Raw genomic sequence first — 18,177 nt, 5'->3', positions numbered from 1 at the left:
CATCCCTTTCCGCTCGCCCACTCAGACCGGCAGCCGACGCCGGCCGCCGGCGAAATTGACTGCAGCGCCCGGCCGGGCGGCGGGGCCGGCAAACCGCCGGACCCTGCCGGCGGCGTAATCCTCCTGGGCGGTGTCGCCCTTCTCGGCGCTACGCAGCCGGTGGATCTCCATTTCCACGGCCGGCACCGACAGGCCAAGAATGGCTGAGATTTCGATATAGTCGCGGCCGGTGCGGAAGAGCTCGAGGGCGTTCATGTATGTGCCCTGACAGGCTGGGGCGATGCTCATCGCGTGATCCTCTTTCCCTCGGACACGGCCGGATGCTCCCGGCAAAGAGGGCCTTGGCCGTGCTTCATTTTTCGAGTTCGCTGCTGACAACAGGAGCCGGCTCTGTTGCGGGAGCAAGGCTCCGGTCGTCGTCTCAGGGCTGTTGCCCTATGGCCGCGACGAGTCGCGTCCTGGAGATGCCGGCGTCGCCGAGGGAGGGCAGCGACGCCGGCGACCGATAGCCGTCAGGGAGGAGTGAGGCTGTCGGATCTGGTGATCGGCAAGGAAGAGGGCAAGATCGTCGTCTGCCGCATCTCTTCCGGATTGGTCTGCCGGCCGCAATTTTCGCAATGGCGCTCGATCACCTCGGCGATCGACAGCGCCCTGCCGCAGCTCGGGCAGCCGGTGTAGCGGGCGCCCCGATGATTGGCGAAGCCCGAAAGCCGGGGCCGGTTGTTGATGATATGTGCTTGTGTCATGGCGATAAGGGTACGTAAAATACCTCGCACGTCAAGCGACTTAGGGGATTACATGTACCTTTTTTTAGGGTATAATTTATATCATGTTGAAAGATCAGGAACATTTTGAGCGCGAAGAACGCGCAAAGCGTCTGGTCATGGCCAGGAAGAACGCCGGCTTTGCGGGGCCGAAGGCGATCGTCGATCGGTTCGGCTGGAACGCCAATGTCTACAAGGCGCATGAGTCGGGCCGCAACGGCTTCGGCATCGCCGACGCGAAGAAATATGCCAAGGCCTTCAAGGTCAATCTCAACTGGCTGCAGTTCGGAACCGGCGACGCGCTCGATCCGGAAGAGCGGCCGGTCTCCGTCGCCGACGTGCCGAAGATCTCCTGGGTCAGCGCAGGCCAGCTGACCGAGCAGGCGCCGATCACCGACTTCTCGGAATTCCCGACGGTCGCCGCCCTCGATCTGCCGGACGGCGACTGGATCGCGCTCGAGGTCGAGGGCAATTCGATGAACAAGATCTCGCCGCCGGGCTCGATCATTTTCGTCAACCGCCGCGATAAGCGCCTGGCCCCGAACGCGCTTTATGTCGTCGCCGACGAGACCGGGGCTGCGACCTACAAGCGCTACCGCCCGAACGACAATCCGCCTTTCCAGCCCGCCTCCTACGAGGATGTGCCGCCGCCGGAATTCCAGGGCGCCGTCACCATCATCGGCCGCGTCCGCCGCTCGGTGATCGAGATGTGAGGGTCCCAGCTTTTCTCGAAAAGCATAATTTATCCCGGGACATAGAACTAATAATTCCAGCAAAATGCCAATCTCTTGCGAAAAAGAATCAAGATGACGCCCTTCCTCACACGCCGGCGGAGCTTGGTTCTATATCGTGAGCCTTCCCGTGCTGCTCATCGCTTTCGGCGCCGCGCAGGCGATGCTGCATTGAAGGAGCCGCGAAGATCGAAGCGCATCGGGCGTCTCGCCGGCGCTTCAAATCACCGCGCGCAAAGCCCTGCGGCGCGCTTGCGACACCGGCCCGCCTGGCACCCAGCTTTCGAGCGTAAGCATCGAAACTGAAAGACCGCGACGCGCCTCCGAGCTCGGTCACCGCCGCCGCCCGCGCGTGGTATCCTGATCTCTCTTTCCTCCTTCTCTCTTCCATCTCTTTCCCGTTCCTGAAGGCTGGTGAGGGAGGGTTCCGGCCAAAGCTTCCCCCTACCCCATGAGCAGAGCCCATGAAGCCGGGGGAGCATTGGCCATGTCCTGAAGGCCGGAGCCGGGATGGGACACGTGCCAGAGGGGCCATTCGCTTCGCCCTCGTCCTGATTTTCTGACAGCGCACTTAAGGACTTTCGCTTCCCACGCCGCTGGGCTTCGTCAGCTCGGGAGTTGCACCCGGTCGCCCAATCACTGCACCCACCCATACGCCTATGATTCGTACCCCGTCAACATGTGAGGTATTTTTTATATCCCTATCTGTTGACGCGTAGAGGTATTATATATACCTTGACCTCACCTGCCATCAGCCAGCATGAGAGGGCAAAGCAATGCAGCATTTCCGCAAGATCGAGACCGAGCAGAGCCTCAGGGACGCCCGCTGGAATGCCGCCCGCGGGCTCGACGACTGCGCCGCCTATATGGCGAACGAAGCCCAGCGCATGGGCGCCCTCGGCTTTGCCTATCTCAGCCGCCCCGAACATTCGGTTCGCGGTCCGTCCTGGCTGCGCGGCGCCACCGCCAGCGTCGAAACGCATTACCGCTATGCCCGCGAGATCATGGGCATCACCGACCGCGATCAGCTCTACGCCTGAGGGAGGACGGAGATGTCGGCCGATTGCATCATCAAGGCCTTTTCCGGCTGCTCCTGCCCGCCCGGTCATTGCGTGGAAAAGCCCGCCACCCCGGCGCCGCTCACCTTCGTCTCCTGGCGGATCCAGGCCCTCACCTGCATCGCCTTCGGCGTCCTCGCAGCGATCGTTTCGGCCGCCTGGATGGGTATTTCCCTTGATTCCAACGTCCGCAAACCTATTATGACCATAAATGGTCACATCAATCGGGAGAGCGTCATGTCGACAATCAGCGTGGCAGAGGCAAAGGCCGGTTTCGCCAGCCTGGTGGACGAAGCCGCAAACGGCGAATTCGTGACGATCACCCGCCATGGCAAACCCGCCGCCGTGCTGGTGTCGGTCGAAGCGGCCGAGGCTGCGAAGAAGGCCTTGAACAAACCGCGGCCGAATTTCGGGGATTTCCTGCTGACCTTCCCGGGCGGCGTCGAACTGGAGCGAAACCCCTCAAAAATGAGGGACATCGATCTGTGACGGCTTACCTTCTCGACACGAATATCATTTCGAAGTTCGCGCCGGGCAAGGCGCCGCCGTCCGATCCGGTGCGGAGATGGTTCCACGATCAGGGACAAGCCGAGGCTCTCTTCCTCTCGGCTCTATCCGTGGCGGAGATCGAGAAGGGAATGCGCAGCCTTCACCGCCGCGGCGGAATCGAGCGGGCAAAACGGCTTGCGGAATGGCTTGATGTCGTCACCGACACATTCGGGGATCGGATATTACCGATGGATACCGTCGTCGCGCGGGTCGCCGGCGCTCTGGAAGATGAGGCGGAAAGCAAGGGCTGTCATCCCGGCCTCGGCGATCTCATCATTGCGGCGACGGCGCGGGCCTATGACCTCACCGTCGTCACCGAAAATCTGCGGCATTTCCAGCCGCTTGATGTGCCCGTCGATCTTCCGGCCGCTTTCCGGCTGGCGTGATCGGCTAAACCGTTCATGAACTGAACTTGATGTCGCTCGCCTTGGCCGCCGTTATAAAGGCGCGGCGCACCTGCTCGGGCCCGGCGGCATCGTTGAAGACGTCAAGCACAAGCAACTCGGCAGCCTTGGCCGCCGGCGTCTGCTCCGGCCATTCGCTCAGCAGCATATTGCCGGCCTGAACGACATTATAGACCGTCCGGGTTTTGCCATTGATGGTGATCTTCACCGGTTTGAAGCTTCGCCGCCTGCTCATGGCCCAGTATCTCACACGGAACGCGACTCAACGAATCACTTTGAGACTCGTTCCGGTTGATTCGGAAAGCGCGACGCAGAAAGCTGAGTCGGCCAGCGCTGATGCAGTGCGATGCGGTGCGAATCGCGCGCCATTTTAACTTTTCTGCAGGAAAGTTATAACCATGGAAAAGGCCGGGCTGGTGGCGCCTATGGCGCGCCTGATGCCAGATAGTAACCCGGGCACGCCCGTGCCCATGTGAAGAACGGATCTTCCTCGCCGTTGAACACCAGATTGAAGAATCCGGAGTAGAGGACTCCAAACCTGTTTTCGGGCAGCAACTGCGGAAGCTTGATTGATGTCCTGACATTGTCTTCGTAGTAGACGAGCATCGCTTCGACGAAGGGCTTGTACCAATCCGGCTTGCTCCTGTCCCCCGTCTCGATGCGGACCATGTTGAAGCCGTTGGCGTAGTAAAGTGCCCGAGCGCATTCCGTGTTGGCGAGCGAAATCAGCTCGCGATCGGCAACATTCCTATCCGACCGTATGATCTGGGCGAGATAGTCGTTTTCCGCGGCGGCGGCGCGGATGTGATGATACAGCTCGCCGGAGACATATTGATTTTCGCGGTAGGAGGCGACGGCCTTCTCGGACTCGGTCAGGCACAGCACCTGATATTTGGCATAGTCGGCGACCCATCCGGCGAGAGACTTGCGCAGATCGAGGAAGCCAGCCGGAGACTGCGCCATGGCGGCGAGCCGCTCGTAGAAATCGCCAATCACGCGATCCTTCCGATCTTGAGGCAGCCCCGACAGGATCGTTTCATTGAAGAACTTCTGGGTATGCTCAGCAAGCGCCTGCCCCAGAACAGATGTTTCCCATTTCCAACGGTCGTTCCAGCGCTTTATGAAACCCAATATTCTCATCCCCCCGGTTGTGGGAATGCTACCCGCGGCCGAATTCGCCATCAAGTCGAATCCGCGGGCCGTCACAGACCGATCGGCCTGGTCGGCATGCAATGTGCGTCAGGATCGATATTTTCGGATCCTGGAAGGACACAAGCGCTACCTTGAGATTTCGAGAGAATATCAGCGGAAACGAAAAACCCCGCCGGAGCGGGGTTTCTAGCTGGTCGGAGTGGAGTGATTCGAACACTCGACCCCCACGTCCCGAACGTGGTGCGCTACCAGACTGCGCTACACTCCGTGACCAGCGGCGCTTCTATAGAACAGCCTATCTGCTTGCACAAGCGCCAAATTTCAAAAATCCGAGGGAATTTTTGACGGGTTGATGACAGAGGCCGGAAGGAGCTGCTGCAGCAAAAAGACACACCCCGGGCAAATTAATCGGAAGTGCGAAAGCGGCAATTTTCTTTTGCCGGGTTCCGCGCTAAAGGGCTCGGCGGGACAGGCGAAACCGCCGCGACGGCGGCTTCGCGGCCAATGCGTCAGAGATCAGGGACGACACGATGAAACTCCGCACCATCACCGCGGCCGGGCTTGCCATTGCGCTTGCCGGATGCACGACCATTCCTTCCGCCGGCAATCCGATCGAGGCCCGCTGGGTCGGCAAATCGGCCGGCATCTTCTTTGCCGCCTACGGGCCGCCGATCAGCGACCGCGAGGAAGGTGCGAGCACCATCTATACCTGGCGCGGCGGCTACAAGACCGTGCGCATTCCGGCCAAATATGCTGAAGGCGCCGATGGCAAGCGCGGCAAGCAGATCGCCGCCGCCCGCACCGCCTATCTGCGCTGCCAGGCCGAAATCACCACCAATTCCGACTATACGATCCGCGACATCCGCACTGTCGCCGATATTCCGGGTGTCAACGGCCCGTCCTATTGCGCGGAGTTCCTGGCGCCTGAACAGAAGTAACGGGCGGTTCGTATGGGATGAGAGCATGATGCCGAAAAGTGTGAGCGGTTTTCGGACGACATCATGCTCTAACTCTTTAATATAGAACAGGATTCAGATTTTAGGCCAACCGGGCCTAAAATCATCCTGTTCGAGCAGCAGGCGGCCCGAGTGCCGCCTCGAGCCACAATAAGCTCAGCCATCCCCCTTTCCTCGTTTTTGAGCTTGTCCTGTCCGGTTCGACCCGAGATTTGCCGAGGCCGAAGCCAGTTCGTGGCCATTTTCCGCCGCAAGCGGACATGCCGTTTTGGCGATATGCTGGTTGCGGCGCTTCCTCGGGTGTAGACTGCCGACACTGTTGCATGTTCATGCAAGGCAACGATGATGAGCACCCTCGCACTCGATCGGAAGCTGCTCGCGATCCTGGCGGCGGACATGGTCGGTTACTCCCGGGCGATGGAGGCCGATGAGGCCGGCACCATCAGGCGACTGAAGGCCATCCGCGCCGAACTGATCAATCCCGCCATCTCCGAGCGCCATGGCACCGTCATCAAGCTGATGGGCGACGGCACGCTCGTCGCCTTCGACAGCGTGGTTGATGCAGTTGCCTGCGCCGCGGAGTTTCAGAAGAGCGTGGCGGCACGCAATGCCGACCTGCCCGAAGCTGAGCGTATCGTGTTCCGCGTCGGGATCAATCTCGGCGACGTCGCCCTGGTGGATGGCGATCTCTATGGAGATGGGGTGAATGTCGCCGCGCGGCTGGAGCATTTGGCTGATCCGGGGGGCGTCATGGTGTCGGGCACGGCATATGATCATCTCCAGGGCAAACTCGACTGGCCGCTCGATTTCGCCGGCGAGCAGCAGGTCAGGAACATCAGCCGCCCGGTGCGGATGTATCGGCTGAGGCTCGACGGCAAACGGGCGCATCGCCCGTTTCTCGCAATGAGATCGCGCTCGGCCAAAACGGTTGCGGCGGCGATCGTCGCCTTGGCTCTGGCAGGCGGCGGGGCCGCCTGGTGGTTCCTCCAGCCGGAACCTCTGAGCGGCAAGCCGTCGGTGGCGGTGCTGCCCTTCAACAATTACGGCGGCGACGAAGCGAGCGGGCGTCTGGCCGATGGCCTGACCGAGGACGTCATCACCGACCTCGCACGATTTCCCGAATTCGAGGTGGTGGCGCGCAATTCGACGGAAGCCTATAGAGGCAAGCCGGTGGATGCCCGCCAGGTCGCAAGTGCGCTCCATGTCGGCTTCGTCATGGAAGGCTCGATCCAGCGGCAGAGCGGCCGGGTAAGGATCACGGCGCAGTTGATCGATGCCAAAACCGGCCGCCATCTTTGGTCGGAGAATTGGGACCGGCCCGCTGAGGACGTGTTCGCTGTTCAGACCGAAATCGCAGAGCAGGTCGCCAACCGCCTCGGCGGCGGCATGGGACTGATTCAGGAGGCCGGGCGGGCTGCAGCCAAACGCAAAAGGCCTGAAAACCTGAATGCCTATGATTATTATCTTCTCGGTACCGAGAAGATTGAAAATTTCACCAAGGCCGATTTGGAGGAGGCCGTCACCTTTCTCAGCCGCGCCGTCGAGCTGGACCCGGGGCTGGCACGGGGCTGGGTCGAACTTTACCACGCTCATCAAATATTGGGCGTGTTTGGCGTCGATTACGAGGGCAACCGCAAGGCGGCTGCCGATGCGGCCGAACGCGCGGTGCGCCTTGATCCGCGCGATGCTGAAGCCCACGTTGTGTTTGCCATGAGCCTTGCCGACAAGGGCGACATGGGCCGTGCCAAGTCGGAATTCGACACCGCCCTTCGCCTGGCGCCGGGCTCGTCCGAGATCTTGACGTTTTACAGCGGCTTTGCCGCCCGCTTTAACGAGCCGGAACGCGGCGCTCAAATGGTCGACAAGGTCATGCGGCTCGACCCGAACTATCCGATGTGGGCATCCAACTTCTTCGCACCGGCCTATTTCATGGCCGGGCGGCATCAGGACGCGGTGACGATGCTGGATCGTATGACGCCCAACAACTACCAAAGGTGGGCCTGGGTAGTCCGCAGCAGCGCACTTGCGGCACTCGGGCGAACCGATGAGGCCAAAGCTTCAGCCATGGAAGCTCTGAAGCAGCACCCGGACGTGACCGTCGAGAGCATGATCAACGAACCCGGCCTCAGCACAATCGAGCGCAACCGCTTCATAGAGACGATGCCGCTCGCCGGCTTCCCGGCATGCGCCAAGCCCGAGGCGCTGGCGAAACTCGCCAAACCCGTGCGACTGCCGGAATGCGAGGCGGAGAAGACCAACCCTCCCCGCCAACCATAGAATAGCGCTGTGCAACCCGCTTGCGAGCCGCTGGTGGCTGTTGCTGCATAAGACCGGAGTCGTCGCGCCCGGAGGCCAATGGCCTCGAGCACAGAGGCACGGAACGAATGTGTGACGTTGTGCCGAGCCGCCGCTAAAGCTCACCCCTCCGCCGGCCCATAGAGGCCGAGCTGATCGAGCAGCGCCCGCTGCCGGTCGGCGCTTTCGACCAGCAGGCCGGTGTAACGCTCGACGATCCGCGCCTGGTGCCCTCGGTCGGAAACGGCCGCGAGCGCGCCGGTGATGGCGGCGATCTTTTCCGAGACCTGGCGCAATTCCTCGAGAAGTTCCGCCTTGCCGGCGGCTTCGGCGACGACCTGCTTCGTCACCTTGCCGATGCCGGCCGGCGTGCGGCTGCCGCCGGAGACGTAGCCTTCCGGCAGGTCGCCCTTGAGATTGACGACGGATTTGAAGCGGATGACGTCGAAGATCTGGTCGACCGCCTGCCTGGCGCCGGTGACCCGCGAGGGGTGGTCGGTGTCGGCGGCGGCGTGCGGCAAGAGTTCGAGCTTGCCCTTGTGGCGCTCTTCGAGCGGCAGGTAGGGAAGCATCGGCCCGCTGAGCGCGCCGGTCGCGGCATCGCTGAAGAGGTCGGCGTCGATCGCCGCATGGGCGATCTTGCCGGAGGCAAGGGCGGTATCGAGGGCGCCAGCATCGACGACTTCGCCGCGGTCGTAATTGACGAGCACGGCGCCGTCCTTCATGGCGCCGAGCACCTTGGCATCGACGGTGCCGGCATTGGAATAGGTGCCGGTCGATGCATCCAGGCGGCCGAGGCCGATATGGACGGAGAGCACGTCGGCGCCGCTCGCCGCTTCGACCGGGCTTGCGGCATAGCCGAAGCCTTCGGCCTCGATCCAGCGCCGGTGATGCTCGCGGGCATAGATCGCCACCTTCATGCCGAAGGCCTTGGCGAGCTTGGCGACTTCACGGCCGATATTGCCGTAGCCGAGGACGGCGAGCTTGCGGCCCTCGAGCTTTGCCGTCGGGAAATCCTTAAGCTGGCGGCCGGTATCGAAATCGCCGCCGGCGACCATCCGGTGCAATCTGTCGACCGGCAGGTCGGGGACGACCTTCAGGATCGCCTTGAAAGCCATCTGGGCGGTCGCCCGGCTGTTGATGCCGGGCGTGTTCATCAGGGGCGCGTCGCCGCCCTCGCCGTTACCGCCGCCCCAGCAGGCCGAGGCCATATTGCCGGTGCCCGCACCAATGCGCACGCCGCCGAGCGGGAAGACGGAAGCCTTCGGGATGAAGGTCGCCGCCGCAATCAGCGCGTCATACTGGCCCTTGTCGGTCTGCGGCAGGATCTCCGCCTCGGTGCTGAGATTCGGCTGGTAGAAGAAATGGATGCGGCCCTTTTCGAGGCTGGCGCGATCACCGAGCGGACCGAGATGGAAGCTGCCGCCCTTCTCCTCGATATAGGCCTTGACCTCGCTATAGTCGGGCTCACCGTCGGCGCCGAAGCTTAAGCCCACCAGATCGGCGATCAGCACCGTATAGGCGCGGTTCGGATCGTCCTTGCGCACGGCGCCGTCGGCCTTGGTGGGCGCCTCGAAGGTCACGCCGTTTTTGGCGAGCTCCTCCTCGAGCACGACGATCTTGGCTCTGAGATAGGCATATTGCAGGTTTTCCAACAGCGCCACGACATCGTCGGGCTCGCGGATGCCGCCGACCCAGGCGCGGTAATCGCCCGGCGTGCCGGGGAAGGCATTGACGTAGCGGGCCGCGTCGAGGCCGGGCTCATATTCGCCGTTCGGATGGGTGATGCCCTCATAACCGAGCAGCTGCTTGGAACGGGCGATGATGCGGGCGTGGATGCCGGCATCGGTGATATCAGTATCCTCGACCTTCAGCAGCGTCACCGCCGCACCGCGGCGCTCGGCATCGGCGACGGTCAGCGACAGCAGCGGATGCGACTTGACCCATTCGTCGATCACGGCGCGGTTGGCGGCGGAGCGGCGGTTGAGCTCGACGACGGAGCCGACCCGGGCTTCCGACTGCAGCAGGCCGAAGGTGGTCTCGGCAAAGGCGAGCGCGCTGTAGGTGTTGATGACGCCGCCGAGCATGCGGTCTTCGGCCGGATCGTAGAACGGGCCGGCATCGACCGAGCGCTTGGCCGAAAACGGCTGCCGGGGATCGATCGGCGGCGCGATCTTCAGCTGGCGCGGGATCGCCCAGGCGGGATCCTGCTGGTTTTTCTCGATCAGCGCCAGAGCATGCGGCGTGAAGGAGGCGACGAAATAGCCTGATATGCCGCCGATCGCCTTCTGGAACGGCATGAACAGGCAGCATTTGGCCATGACGGCGCTGACGAGCTCCGGCTCCCAGGGCATGGCGCCGAGCATCGAGGTGGCGTCGAACACCGCATGGCGGTTGGCCGGATCGCCGTCGAGCCAGTTCAGGAGTTCGTGGATCTCGGCGCTGGTATAGGCATTGGCCCCTGTCGTCTCGTGGCCGACGCCGACGAAGATCGAGACGCCGAGGGCCGAAAGTTCGGCCGCCGTCGGGATCACCCCCTCTGAGGCGGCGAAATGGATGCGGCTCTCGCAGCCCTTTTCGGCGAAGCGTTGCATCTCGATCAGCTGCGTCGCCCATGACTGGCGGAAGAAGCCGGCGGCCTTGGACGGATCGCTCTCCGGCCGCGGCGTATCGACATAGATGCGCTGGGCGGCGTCATTGGCATTCATCAGGTGCTGGATGCAGACGGTGAAACCGCTATGGCCGCCGCCGAGCCCGACCGCCATGCGGTTGGTCTTGGGAAAACCGAAATAGCGATGGATCGCCCGCATCATGTCGGTGAGGATCTTATCGGCCGGATAGCCACGATGCATGCTGCGGGAAATCTCGGCGGTGGTGAAGCCGCCGATATCGTTGCCCCTGTCGTCGAACTTGCGATAGGTCTTCTCGATCCACCCGTCGAAGGCGATGCGCCGCAGGCGGCTATCGACTTCGTCGGTCGTCGCATCGGTGATCGGCCCGACGCCGAAAAACGGGTTGGACGGCAGCTTCGGCGCACCCGACGCGGTCTGTCGAAGGGCGTTCAATCGCTGTTCCTGCATCTGCGCGATATCTGTCATGGCCTGCCTGTCTGTTTTTCGAAGCTGAAGTTGCCGTCATGGTGAAGCGACTGCTCGGGCGAGACAACCTCATATGCGCCGCAGGAGAGGCGAAACGCGTCATTGGGGGCCGTATCGTTGATGATGCGCGTATGGGCAGCGGGACGCGACGCGCTTTCCTGCCTGGAGATCGGCGGTCCTGGGATGACGGAGGATAAGTGGCGCCCGGGACGGCGCGGCAGAGGTGGTGCCGCAAGCTGCATCGCCGGTGCGTCTGGCAACAAAGCCAACCACACCCTCCGTCATCCCAGGGCTTGACCCTGGGATCCACAACCAAGCACGCGGACTTCTATTTCTCCGCATGGAACGCCTTCGCTGTTCGCCCGGTGCCTGCCGCATGGATCCCAGGGTCAGGCCCTGGGATGACGGAGGAGAGGTAGTGCTAGGGTGACGGTGGAGGTGTGGTGCCCGGTTGGGGGTGGAGAGGTGGTGCCGGGGGTCGACGGAGCAGAGATAGTGCCGGGACCAAAAGCCGCGCCGAGCGCGATGAGCGAACCACGAGCGCCGCGCCGCAAGCTTCACCGCCGGTGCGTTTGGCGAGACGCCAACTACACGCTCCGTCATCCCAGGGCTTGACCCTGGGATCCACGGCCACGGACGCGGACTTCTATTTCTGCAGTGGGGCGCCTTCGCTGTTCACCTGGTGCCAGCGGCATGGATCCCAGGGTCAAGCCCTGGGATGACGGAGGAGAGGTGATGCTTGGATTGACGGTGGAGAGGTGTTGCCGCGACCCACGAGCCGCGTCGGCTGCGATCAAGCGAGCAGCACGGCAAGCTCCCTCGCCGGCGCGTCTGGCGAGAACGCCAGCCACACGCTCCGTCATCCCAGGGCTTGACCCTGGGATCCACAACCAAGCACTCTGCCGGCATGGCAGGATATGTCTACATCGTCACGAACCAGAAAAACGGCACGCTTTATATCGGCGTGACATCCGATCTGGAGCGACGCATCCATGAACATCGCGAGGGGCTGACGCCGGGCTTTGCCTGGAAATATGGCTGCACCCGTCTCGTCTGGTACGAGGAACATTGGGACATCGGCAGTGCGATCCAGCGCGAGAAGTCGTTGAAACGCTGGAACCGGCAATGGAAGCTCGATCTGGTCGAGGCGATGAATCCCGGGTGGGATGACCTTTATCTGACGCTCTGGTAATGCCGGCTGCGCTCCTGTCGTGCCGGCCGCATGGATCCCAGGGTCAAGCCCTGGGATGACGGAGGAGAAGTGGTGCTCGGGATGGAAGAGGAGGCGTGGTGCCAGGTCGACGGAGGAGAGGTGGTGCCTGGTGGCGCAGGAGAGGTAGTGCCGGGTTGACGGTGGAGGCGTGGTTCTTGGTTGGCGGTGGAGAGAGGCAGCGGGTAGACGGAGCAGAGGTGGTGCCGAGGCTCACAGCCGCGCCGGGCGCCAATGAAGCTGAGCCGAGTGCGGCGTCGCAAGCCGCATTGGCGGTGCGTTTGGCGAGACGCCCACCACACTCTCCGTCATCCCAGGGCTTGACCCTGGGATCCACGACCAAGCGCGCGGCTTCAATTGTCTCGCTGAGTCGGACGCCATCTCAGTCCACTCAGTGCCAGCCGCATGGATCCCAGGGTCAAGCCCTGGGATGACGGAGGGAGGTGGTGATCCGGGGATACAGGAGAGGTGGTGCCCTCCCCTGCATCCCACTCACGCCTACGCCGCCTCCCCCTTCTGCCCCACACTCTCCGCCAGCTTGCGCGCCGCGACGAAATCGACCTTGCCGGAGCCGAGTACCGGCACTTTGCCGATGGTGACCTCGGCCGGGACCATCATGTCCATGGCGCCCTTGGATTTGGCGAAGGCGAGGAATTCGGCGCGGGTGGCGGTTTCGGCTTCGGTGAGCAGCACCAGGCGCTCGCCCTTTTTGGGGTCGGGGAGCGACGAGACGACCGAGAGGGCGCCGGGCCAGAGCTCGGCGGCGAGCGTCTCGACGGCGGCGAGCGAGATCATTTCGCCGCCGATCTTGGCGAAGCGTTTGGCGCGGCCGCGGATCTTGACGAAGCCGTCCTCGTCGATGGTGACGATGTCGCCGGTGTCGTGCCAGCCATCGGCGAGCGGCTCGAGCACGCCGGGCTTTTCGGCACGCAGATAACCGGCCATGACATTGGCGCCGCGCACATGCAGGCGGCCACCCTCGTCGATGCCGGGCACCGGTTCGAGCTTCCATTCCATGCCCGGCAGGATTTTGCCGACCGTGCCGGAGCGGTTGTACATCGGCGTGTTGATGGAGATGACAGGCGCGGTCTCGGTGACGCCGTAACCTTCGAGGATGCGCAGGCCGAATTTTTCCATATAGGTGTTGCGGGTCGAGGCCTTCACCGGCTCGGCGCCGGAGAAGATATAGCGGATCGAACGGAAATCATAAGGATGCGCGGTCCTGGCATAACCGTTGAGGAAGGTATCGGTGCCGAAGATGATCGTGGCGTTGGAGGCATAAATCAGCTCCGGCACGATGCGGTAATGCAGTGGCGACGGATAGAAATAGACCGGCACGCCCGAGATCAGCGGCAGCACGGTGCCGGCCGTCAGCCCGAAGGAATGGAAAACGGGCAGGATGTTGAACACCTTGTCGCCGCTGTGGAAATCGATGCGGGCGGCGGCCTGGGCGGCGTTCGACAGGATGTTGCGGTGGGTCAGCACCACGCCCTTCGGCGTGCCCTCCGAGCCTGAGGTGAAGAGGATGACGGCCGGATCATCCGGCTGGCGTTTCACCAGCGGCCGTCCCTTGCGCAGGAGACCGCGGATCTTGTCGACGAAGCTGACTTCGGCTCTGAGATCATCGAGCCAGACGATCGTCACCTGCTTTTGCAATTCCTCGACAACGGCGCCGAGTTTCGCCTGGGCGACGAAGGCGCGCGAGGTCAGCACATGTTTCACCTCGGCGGCCTTGCAGGCGGAGAGGATATTGGCAGCACCCGCGGTGAAGTTCAGCATGGCCGGCACCTTGCCGGCGCTCATGACGCCGAGAATGGTGGCGGCGGCGCCATTGGCATTCGGCAGCATGACGCCGAGGTTTGCCTCCGGGAAGCGGGCGCGGAATTTGGCGCCGAGCACGGCGGCACCGGTCAAGAGCTTGCCATAGGTGAGGCTGCCGGTGACCGGATCCTCGACGGCGAGCTTTTTCATGCCGAATTCGTGGCCGGCCTGAATGACGCGGGTAAGCACGGTCGACGAGGTATCGGCGGTCTGAAACAGCAGGTTCGACATCACCTGATAGAGGGCAGCACCTGCCGCCGTGCGGCGCTTGCGGCCTTTCAGCTCGGCCGGCACCTCGAGCTTCACCGGCTCGAGAATGGTGACCTTGACCTTGGGGAACAGCCGGCGGCGGATCTTGCCGTCGCTGAGATAGGAGAGATAGCTCTTCTCCAGCCCGTCGATCTTGACCGGCACGACCATCGAGCCGGTCTTGTCGGCGACCATGGCGGCACCGTCATAAACCTTCATCAGCGTGCCGGTCACCGTCAGCCGGCCCTCGGGGAAGATGCCGATCGGGCTGCCCTCCTGCACCACCTTGATCAGCGAGCGCGTCGCCATCGGCTTGGTCGGGTCAAGCGGCAGGAATTTGCACATTTTCAGGAAGGGCCGCACCCACCAGGCCTGGGCGATCTTGTAATCGACGGCGAAGGTCGGCTCTTCCTCGGTGATGGCGAGCGCGAGCGCGCCATCGAGCAGGCTGACATGGTTGAGCGCAATGATTGGCGCGCGGCCGGCCTTCTTGATATTCTCCAGGCCCTCGACCTCGAGGCGCATGAAGGCGCGGAACAGGATCGAGATGAAATCGCGGAAGGGATTGGTCGGCAGCGTCTTCAGCATCAGCCAGGCGACGGCGAAATTGAGGATGCCGAGGCCGATCAGAATCTGCGGGATGGAGGCGCCGAGCGCCTGGATGACGGCGACGAGGCCGAGGCCGACCGTGATGAACAGCGCCGAGAGCACGTTGGCCGCACCGATGACGCGGGCGCGGCGATCCTCATGCGCCCATGTCTGCAGCGCGGCGAAGGTGGGCACGGCGATGAAGGCGCCCGCGATCGCCATGCCGGCGAGATCGATGGCGACGCGGATGGTGTTTTGACCGGCGAAGAAATCGAGGAACGTCGTCGCATGGCTCGTGGATTGCAGGCCCCAGAGGTTCCAGGCGAGATCAAGGCTGAAGAGGCCGAGCAGCGCGGTGCCGACGGGGGCCGGCAGCAGCACGATGCGGCCGGACGACATCCAGGCGGCAATGGCCGAACCGACGGCAACGGCGATGGCGAAGACGGTGAGATAGGCGGGAACGACGAGCTCGGAGCCGCCGAGCAGTTCGGTCACCATGGTCGGCAGGATCGACAGCACGAAGGCGCCGACCAGCCAGAACCAGCAATTCATCAGCGCCGAGCGCCACAGCCGCTTGTCCTCGCGGATTTCCATGACCAGCGTATAGCTGGAGCGGATGACATTGCGGTCGATCTCAAGATCCGGCGCCTTGGAGCCGGTCGGCGGGATCATCCGGCTCGCCAGCCAGCAGAGCAGCGAAAGCCCCATCATCATCGAGCCGAACAGCAGCACATTGTCGCCGCTGGAAAAGGCCAGGGCGGCGATGATCGTGCCGGCGAGGATGGCGATGAAGGTGCCGCCCTCGATCCAGGCATTGGCCTTCGGCAGGTCGCGGCGATCGAGATGATCGGGCAGGATGCCGTATTTGATCGGCCCGAACAGCGCCGAGACGACGCCGAAGCCGAAGAGCGCGACCATCAGCACCGAGATGGAGGAGAAGGCCAGGCCGACGACGGCGAGCGCGGCAATGGCGATCTCGCAGCGTTTCAGGAGTTCGGCGATCTTCGCCTTGTCGTGCTTGTCGGCAAGCTCGCCGCCGAGTGCGGAGAGCAGCAGGAAGGGCACGATGAGGATGACGCCGGCAAGCGTCACGAGGGCGGCGCCTTCGCTCGCCGACATCTTGAAGAGAATGAGGAACACCAGCGTGTTCTTCAGAAAATTATCGTTGAAGGCCGTGAGGAACTGGGTCCAGAACAGCGGCGCGAATTTCCTTGATGTCATCAGATTGTGTTGCACGGGCTTGGTCCCTCTTTCGGCCTGATGAAAAGGCCACAGAGTTGTTACCCATTGGTTGAATGCGGCAACAACTCTGCGCTGTGGTTAAGGAAGATCAATCTTCATCGCTACGATTGAATTTGACGAGCAGTTTTTCGGTGCGGGCATCCTCGACCTTGCGGATCAGCTTCTCGGATTCGGCATTGTCGCGCAGCGTCTTGGTGATGTTCACCGTGGTCTGCACCAGCATCAAAATGCCCATGGCGAGATAGCCTTTGCCCCAGAGATCGAGCGGCATCATGTAAAGGCCGAGCGCCAGCATGAAGGCGGCAGCACCAAAGGAGATGTAGGAGAAGCTGACCCAGCTGGCGGAATGTTTCTGGAAACTGTCGTTCATTTTGGTGACCCTTCAATTTTTAGGGGTGAATGGTTGGATGGATGAATTCAGGCGGCCGGGGTGATGCGGCTCTTCAGCCGGGCGAGCACGTCATCGGCCGATGAGGTGAGCGGCGCGCCGCAGCCGGCATTGGCGAGCTTTTCGATGATGCCGGCCGGCCGCGTGGCGCTTTCCATGTCCTTCAGTGCGGCCGCCGTCAGCTCGTTCTGGCCCTGGCGCAGGCGCAGCCGGGCCAGGGTCTCTTCGGCCTCGTCGAGCGTCGCCAGGCCGGGGCCGGCGACCGCGACATCGAGCTTCTGCGCCTGCTCGGTGGCGCGGGCCAGCCGCTCGCCGCGCTGCAGCTCCTGCAGCCGCGCCTCGGCCGAGCGCACGATTGCCTTCAGCTTGCCGATCGAGGTGGTGAACTGGGCCTGCGCCGCCACCGAAGCATCGCGCTCGGCTTCGAGAAAGGCGATCGCCTCGGCCGCCTCGCGGGCCAGGCCCTCATTGCCCTTATCCAGCGCCGCGCAGGCACGGCTCTCCAGATCGGCGATGCGGGAAAGGATCGTCTGATGCTGCGCCTTCTCCTGCTCGTTCTGGGCGATGGCGACGGCGACGCTGCGGCGCGCCGACTGGATCGCCTGGGCGGCATCGCGGATCTGCTGGGCCAGCAGCGGCACGGCGTGGCGATCGGCAAAGGCCTGCTCGGCATCATGCGCCCTGCCCCGCAAAAGAATGGAAATCAGTTTGAACATTTCTTGCCTCCGGTTTATGAACGTTGTTCACGAGTGCTGTTATGGCAGAATCATGAACGACGTTCAAGATAAATTTTGAACGTCGTTCAAAAAATCGAAGTGGAATGGTTAATGGCCGGCAGGCGAGAAGAAAAACGCGAGGATCTGAAGGCCCGGCTGATCGAGGCGGCGCGCGAGCGCATCGCCCGCGACGGGCTAACCAATCTGCGCGCCCGCGACATCACCCAGGACGCCGGCTGCGCGCTCGGCGGCCTCTACACCGTCTTCACCGACCTCGCCGAGCTCGTCATCCACGTCAACTCATCTACGCTGAAGGCGCTGGAAGCGAAGCTGACCCTGCCCGAAGCCCGCGACAAAAGCCCGACCGACCGCCTGCGCAACCTCGCCCAGGGCTACCTCGCCTTCGCCGTCGAGCACCGCAACCTCTGGAAGGCGCTGTTCGACCACTTCCCCCCCGACACCAGCCCGACGCCGCAATGGCACCTCGACGAACACCTCTTCCTGATGGACGTGATCGCCGAACCGCTCGCCGAACTGCAACCCGACATGCCCCCCGAAGACCGCGCCATCCGCGCCCGCACCCTCTTCGGCGCCGTCCACGGCGTGGTCAGCATCAGCCTGGAGGGGCGCTTCGTGGGATTGCCGCTGGAACGGCTGGCGCGCGAGGTGGATGAACTGGTGCAAACGATCGCGGCCGGGGCGGAGCGGCGGCGGCAGGGAGAGTGAGGATCGCGTTGAGGGGAGTAGCGCAGGCTGACGACGCTGCCGTTTTCGCCGAGCCCACCCCACTCTCCGTCATCCTCGGGCTTGACCCGAGGATCCACACGCAGCACTCGGCGTACACAATTTACGAGGGCGTGCCCCCTGCCTTTCCCAGCGCCGGCCACCTACGCCGCGCTCGCCGCATGGATCCCAGGCTCAAGGCCTGGGATGACGGAGTGTGTGGGGGCGCCCTG

At 63.1% G+C, this 18,177-nt stretch carries 16 protein-coding genes and 1 tRNA gene; 8 read left to right on the top strand and 9 right to left on the bottom strand.

The features are described from left to right. Positions 1-21: 21 nt before the first annotated feature. Positions 22-288 (bottom strand): hypothetical protein, encoded by a 267-nt coding sequence (locus N2597_RS03330; protein WP_106797226.1) that lies wholly within the window; start codon positions 286-288, stop codon positions 22-24. 224 nt (positions 289-512) lie between these two features. Beyond that, positions 513-746, bottom strand: a complete 234-nt coding sequence (locus N2597_RS03325; protein WP_096762549.1) for a hypothetical protein — start codon at positions 744-746, stop codon at positions 513-515. 83 nt (positions 747-829) lie between these two features. On the opposite strand from N2597_RS03325, the gene N2597_RS03320 reads away from it, so the two are divergent. The 4 genes from N2597_RS03320 to N2597_RS03305 all read left to right on the top strand — a co-directional run bounded on the left by N2597_RS03320 (position 830) and on the right by N2597_RS03305 (position 3,488). Then, positions 830-1,477, top strand: a complete 648-nt coding sequence (locus N2597_RS03320) for a S24 family peptidase (RefSeq protein WP_183599109.1) — start codon at positions 830-832, stop codon at positions 1,475-1,477. A gap of 794 nt (positions 1,478-2,271) precedes the next feature. Continuing rightward, positions 2,272-2,535 (top strand): hypothetical protein, encoded by a 264-nt coding sequence (locus N2597_RS03315; RefSeq protein WP_009995067.1) that lies wholly within the window; start codon positions 2,272-2,274, stop codon positions 2,533-2,535. 255 nt (positions 2,536-2,790) lie between these two features. After that, positions 2,791-3,042 (top strand): type II toxin-antitoxin system Phd/YefM family antitoxin, encoded by a 252-nt coding sequence (locus tag N2597_RS03310; protein ID WP_038692314.1) that lies wholly within the window; start codon positions 2,791-2,793, stop codon positions 3,040-3,042. Next, positions 3,039-3,488: a type II toxin-antitoxin system VapC family toxin gene (locus tag N2597_RS03305; protein ID WP_183599111.1), complete on the top strand. Its 450-nt coding sequence runs from the start codon at positions 3,039-3,041 to the stop codon at positions 3,486-3,488. Before N2597_RS03310 ends, N2597_RS03305 begins: the two co-directional genes overlap by 4 nt. 13 nt (positions 3,489-3,501) lie before the next feature. On the opposite strand, the gene N2597_RS03300 is transcribed toward N2597_RS03305, so the two are convergent. The 3 genes from N2597_RS03300 to N2597_RS03290 form a co-directional block, all read right to left on the bottom strand. Then, positions 3,502-3,741, bottom strand: a complete 240-nt coding sequence (locus N2597_RS03300; protein WP_037143872.1) for a DUF982 domain-containing protein — start codon at positions 3,739-3,741, stop codon at positions 3,502-3,504. A gap of 188 nt (positions 3,742-3,929) precedes the next feature. Then, complete coding sequence (locus N2597_RS03295) at positions 3,930-4,637, bottom strand: hypothetical protein (protein WP_183599113.1); 708 nt, start codon at positions 4,635-4,637, stop codon at positions 3,930-3,932. Between the two features lie 212 nt (positions 4,638-4,849). Further along, positions 4,850-4,926: transfer RNA gene (locus N2597_RS03290), tRNA-Pro, on the bottom strand. Between the two features lie 262 nt (positions 4,927-5,188). Between N2597_RS03290 and N2597_RS03285 the strand changes: the two genes are divergently transcribed. Then, positions 5,189-5,596, top strand: a complete 408-nt coding sequence (locus N2597_RS03285) for a hypothetical protein (RefSeq protein WP_010055906.1) — start codon at positions 5,189-5,191, stop codon at positions 5,594-5,596. Between the two features lie 363 nt (positions 5,597-5,959). Beyond that, complete coding sequence (locus N2597_RS03280) at positions 5,960-7,891, top strand: adenylate/guanylate cyclase domain-containing protein (RefSeq protein ID WP_183599115.1); 1,932 nt, start codon at positions 5,960-5,962, stop codon at positions 7,889-7,891. 140 nt (positions 7,892-8,031) lie between these two features. Here N2597_RS03280 and N2597_RS03275 read toward each other — a convergent pair whose 3' ends face one another. Continuing rightward, a complete protein-coding gene (locus N2597_RS03275) occupies positions 8,032-11,007 on the bottom strand; it encodes an NAD(P)-dependent oxidoreductase (RefSeq protein WP_183599117.1) in 2,976 nt (991 codons plus the stop codon). 907 nt (positions 11,008-11,914) lie between these two features. On the opposite strand from N2597_RS03275, the gene N2597_RS03270 reads away from it, so the two are divergent. Further along, complete coding sequence (locus tag N2597_RS03270; RefSeq protein ID WP_039618365.1) at positions 11,915-12,199, top strand: GIY-YIG nuclease family protein; 285 nt, start codon at positions 11,915-11,917, stop codon at positions 12,197-12,199. Between the two features lie 516 nt (positions 12,200-12,715). Here N2597_RS03270 and N2597_RS03265 read toward each other — a convergent pair. From N2597_RS03265 to N2597_RS03255, 3 genes are all read right to left on the bottom strand, one after another. Next, the gene (locus N2597_RS03265; protein ID WP_183599119.1) at positions 12,716-16,111 is read right to left on the bottom strand and encodes an acyl-[ACP]--phospholipid O-acyltransferase; all 3,396 of its coding nucleotides are present in this window, start codon (positions 16,109-16,111) and stop codon (positions 12,716-12,718) included. A 94-nt stretch (positions 16,112-16,205) separates the two neighbouring features. Then, positions 16,206-16,487 carry a YiaA/YiaB family inner membrane protein gene (locus N2597_RS03260; RefSeq protein WP_011424367.1) on the bottom strand — a complete coding sequence of 94 codons (282 nt, stop codon included), beginning with the start codon at positions 16,485-16,487 and terminating at the stop codon, positions 16,206-16,208. A 47-nt stretch (positions 16,488-16,534) separates the two neighbouring features. Then, positions 16,535-17,221 carry a PspA/IM30 family protein gene (locus tag N2597_RS03255; protein ID WP_183599121.1) on the bottom strand — a complete coding sequence of 229 codons (687 nt, stop codon included), beginning with the start codon at positions 17,219-17,221 and terminating at the stop codon, positions 16,535-16,537. Between the two features lie 111 nt (positions 17,222-17,332). Here N2597_RS03255 and N2597_RS03250 point away from each other — a divergent pair, with 111 nt between their 5' ends. After that, positions 17,333-17,947 carry a TetR/AcrR family transcriptional regulator gene (locus N2597_RS03250; protein ID WP_183599173.1) on the top strand — a complete coding sequence of 205 codons (615 nt, stop codon included), beginning with the start codon at positions 17,333-17,335 and terminating at the stop codon, positions 17,945-17,947. Positions 17,948-18,177 lie beyond the last annotated feature (230 nt).

Source organism: Rhizobium sophoriradicis, assembly GCF_025200795.1.
In the GTDB taxonomy this organism is placed as follows: domain Bacteria; phylum Pseudomonadota; class Alphaproteobacteria; order Rhizobiales; family Rhizobiaceae; genus Rhizobium; species Rhizobium sophoriradicis.
This window is presented reverse-complemented; position numbering and strand designations above follow the sequence as displayed.

Bases quoted from the DNA above. Each gene is read 5' to 3' on its own strand.
- N2597_RS03330 (WP_106797226.1), bottom strand. From the start codon at position 288: ATGAGCATCGCCCCAGCCTGTCAGGGCACATACATGAACGCCCTCGAG.
- N2597_RS03325 (WP_096762549.1), bottom strand. From the start codon at position 746: ATGACACAAGCACATATCATCAACAACCGGCCCCGGCTTTCGGGCTTC.
- N2597_RS03320 (WP_183599109.1), top strand. From the start codon at position 830: ATGTTGAAAGATCAGGAACATTTTGAGCGCGAAGAACGCGCAAAGCGT.
- N2597_RS03315 (WP_009995067.1), top strand. From the start codon at position 2,272: ATGCAGCATTTCCGCAAGATCGAGACCGAGCAGAGCCTCAGGGACGCC.
- N2597_RS03310 (WP_038692314.1), top strand. From the start codon at position 2,791: ATGTCGACAATCAGCGTGGCAGAGGCAAAGGCCGGTTTCGCCAGCCTG.
- N2597_RS03300 (WP_037143872.1), bottom strand. From the start codon at position 3,741: ATGAGCAGGCGGCGAAGCTTCAAACCGGTGAAGATCACCATCAATGGC.
- N2597_RS03285 (WP_010055906.1), top strand. From the start codon at position 5,189: ATGAAACTCCGCACCATCACCGCGGCCGGGCTTGCCATTGCGCTTGCC.
- N2597_RS03280 (WP_183599115.1), top strand. From the start codon at position 5,960: ATGAGCACCCTCGCACTCGATCGGAAGCTGCTCGCGATCCTGGCGGCG.
- N2597_RS03275 (WP_183599117.1), bottom strand. From the start codon at position 11,007: ATGACAGATATCGCGCAGATGCAGGAACAGCGATTGAACGCCCTTCGA.
- N2597_RS03270 (WP_039618365.1), top strand. From the start codon at position 11,915: ATGGCAGGATATGTCTACATCGTCACGAACCAGAAAAACGGCACGCTT.
- N2597_RS03260 (WP_011424367.1), bottom strand. From the start codon at position 16,487: ATGAACGACAGTTTCCAGAAACATTCCGCCAGCTGGGTCAGCTTCTCC.
- N2597_RS03255 (WP_183599121.1), bottom strand. From the start codon at position 17,221: ATGTTCAAACTGATTTCCATTCTTTTGCGGGGCAGGGCGCATGATGCC.
- N2597_RS03250 (WP_183599173.1), top strand. From the start codon at position 17,333: ATGGCCGGCAGGCGAGAAGAAAAACGCGAGGATCTGAAGGCCCGGCTG.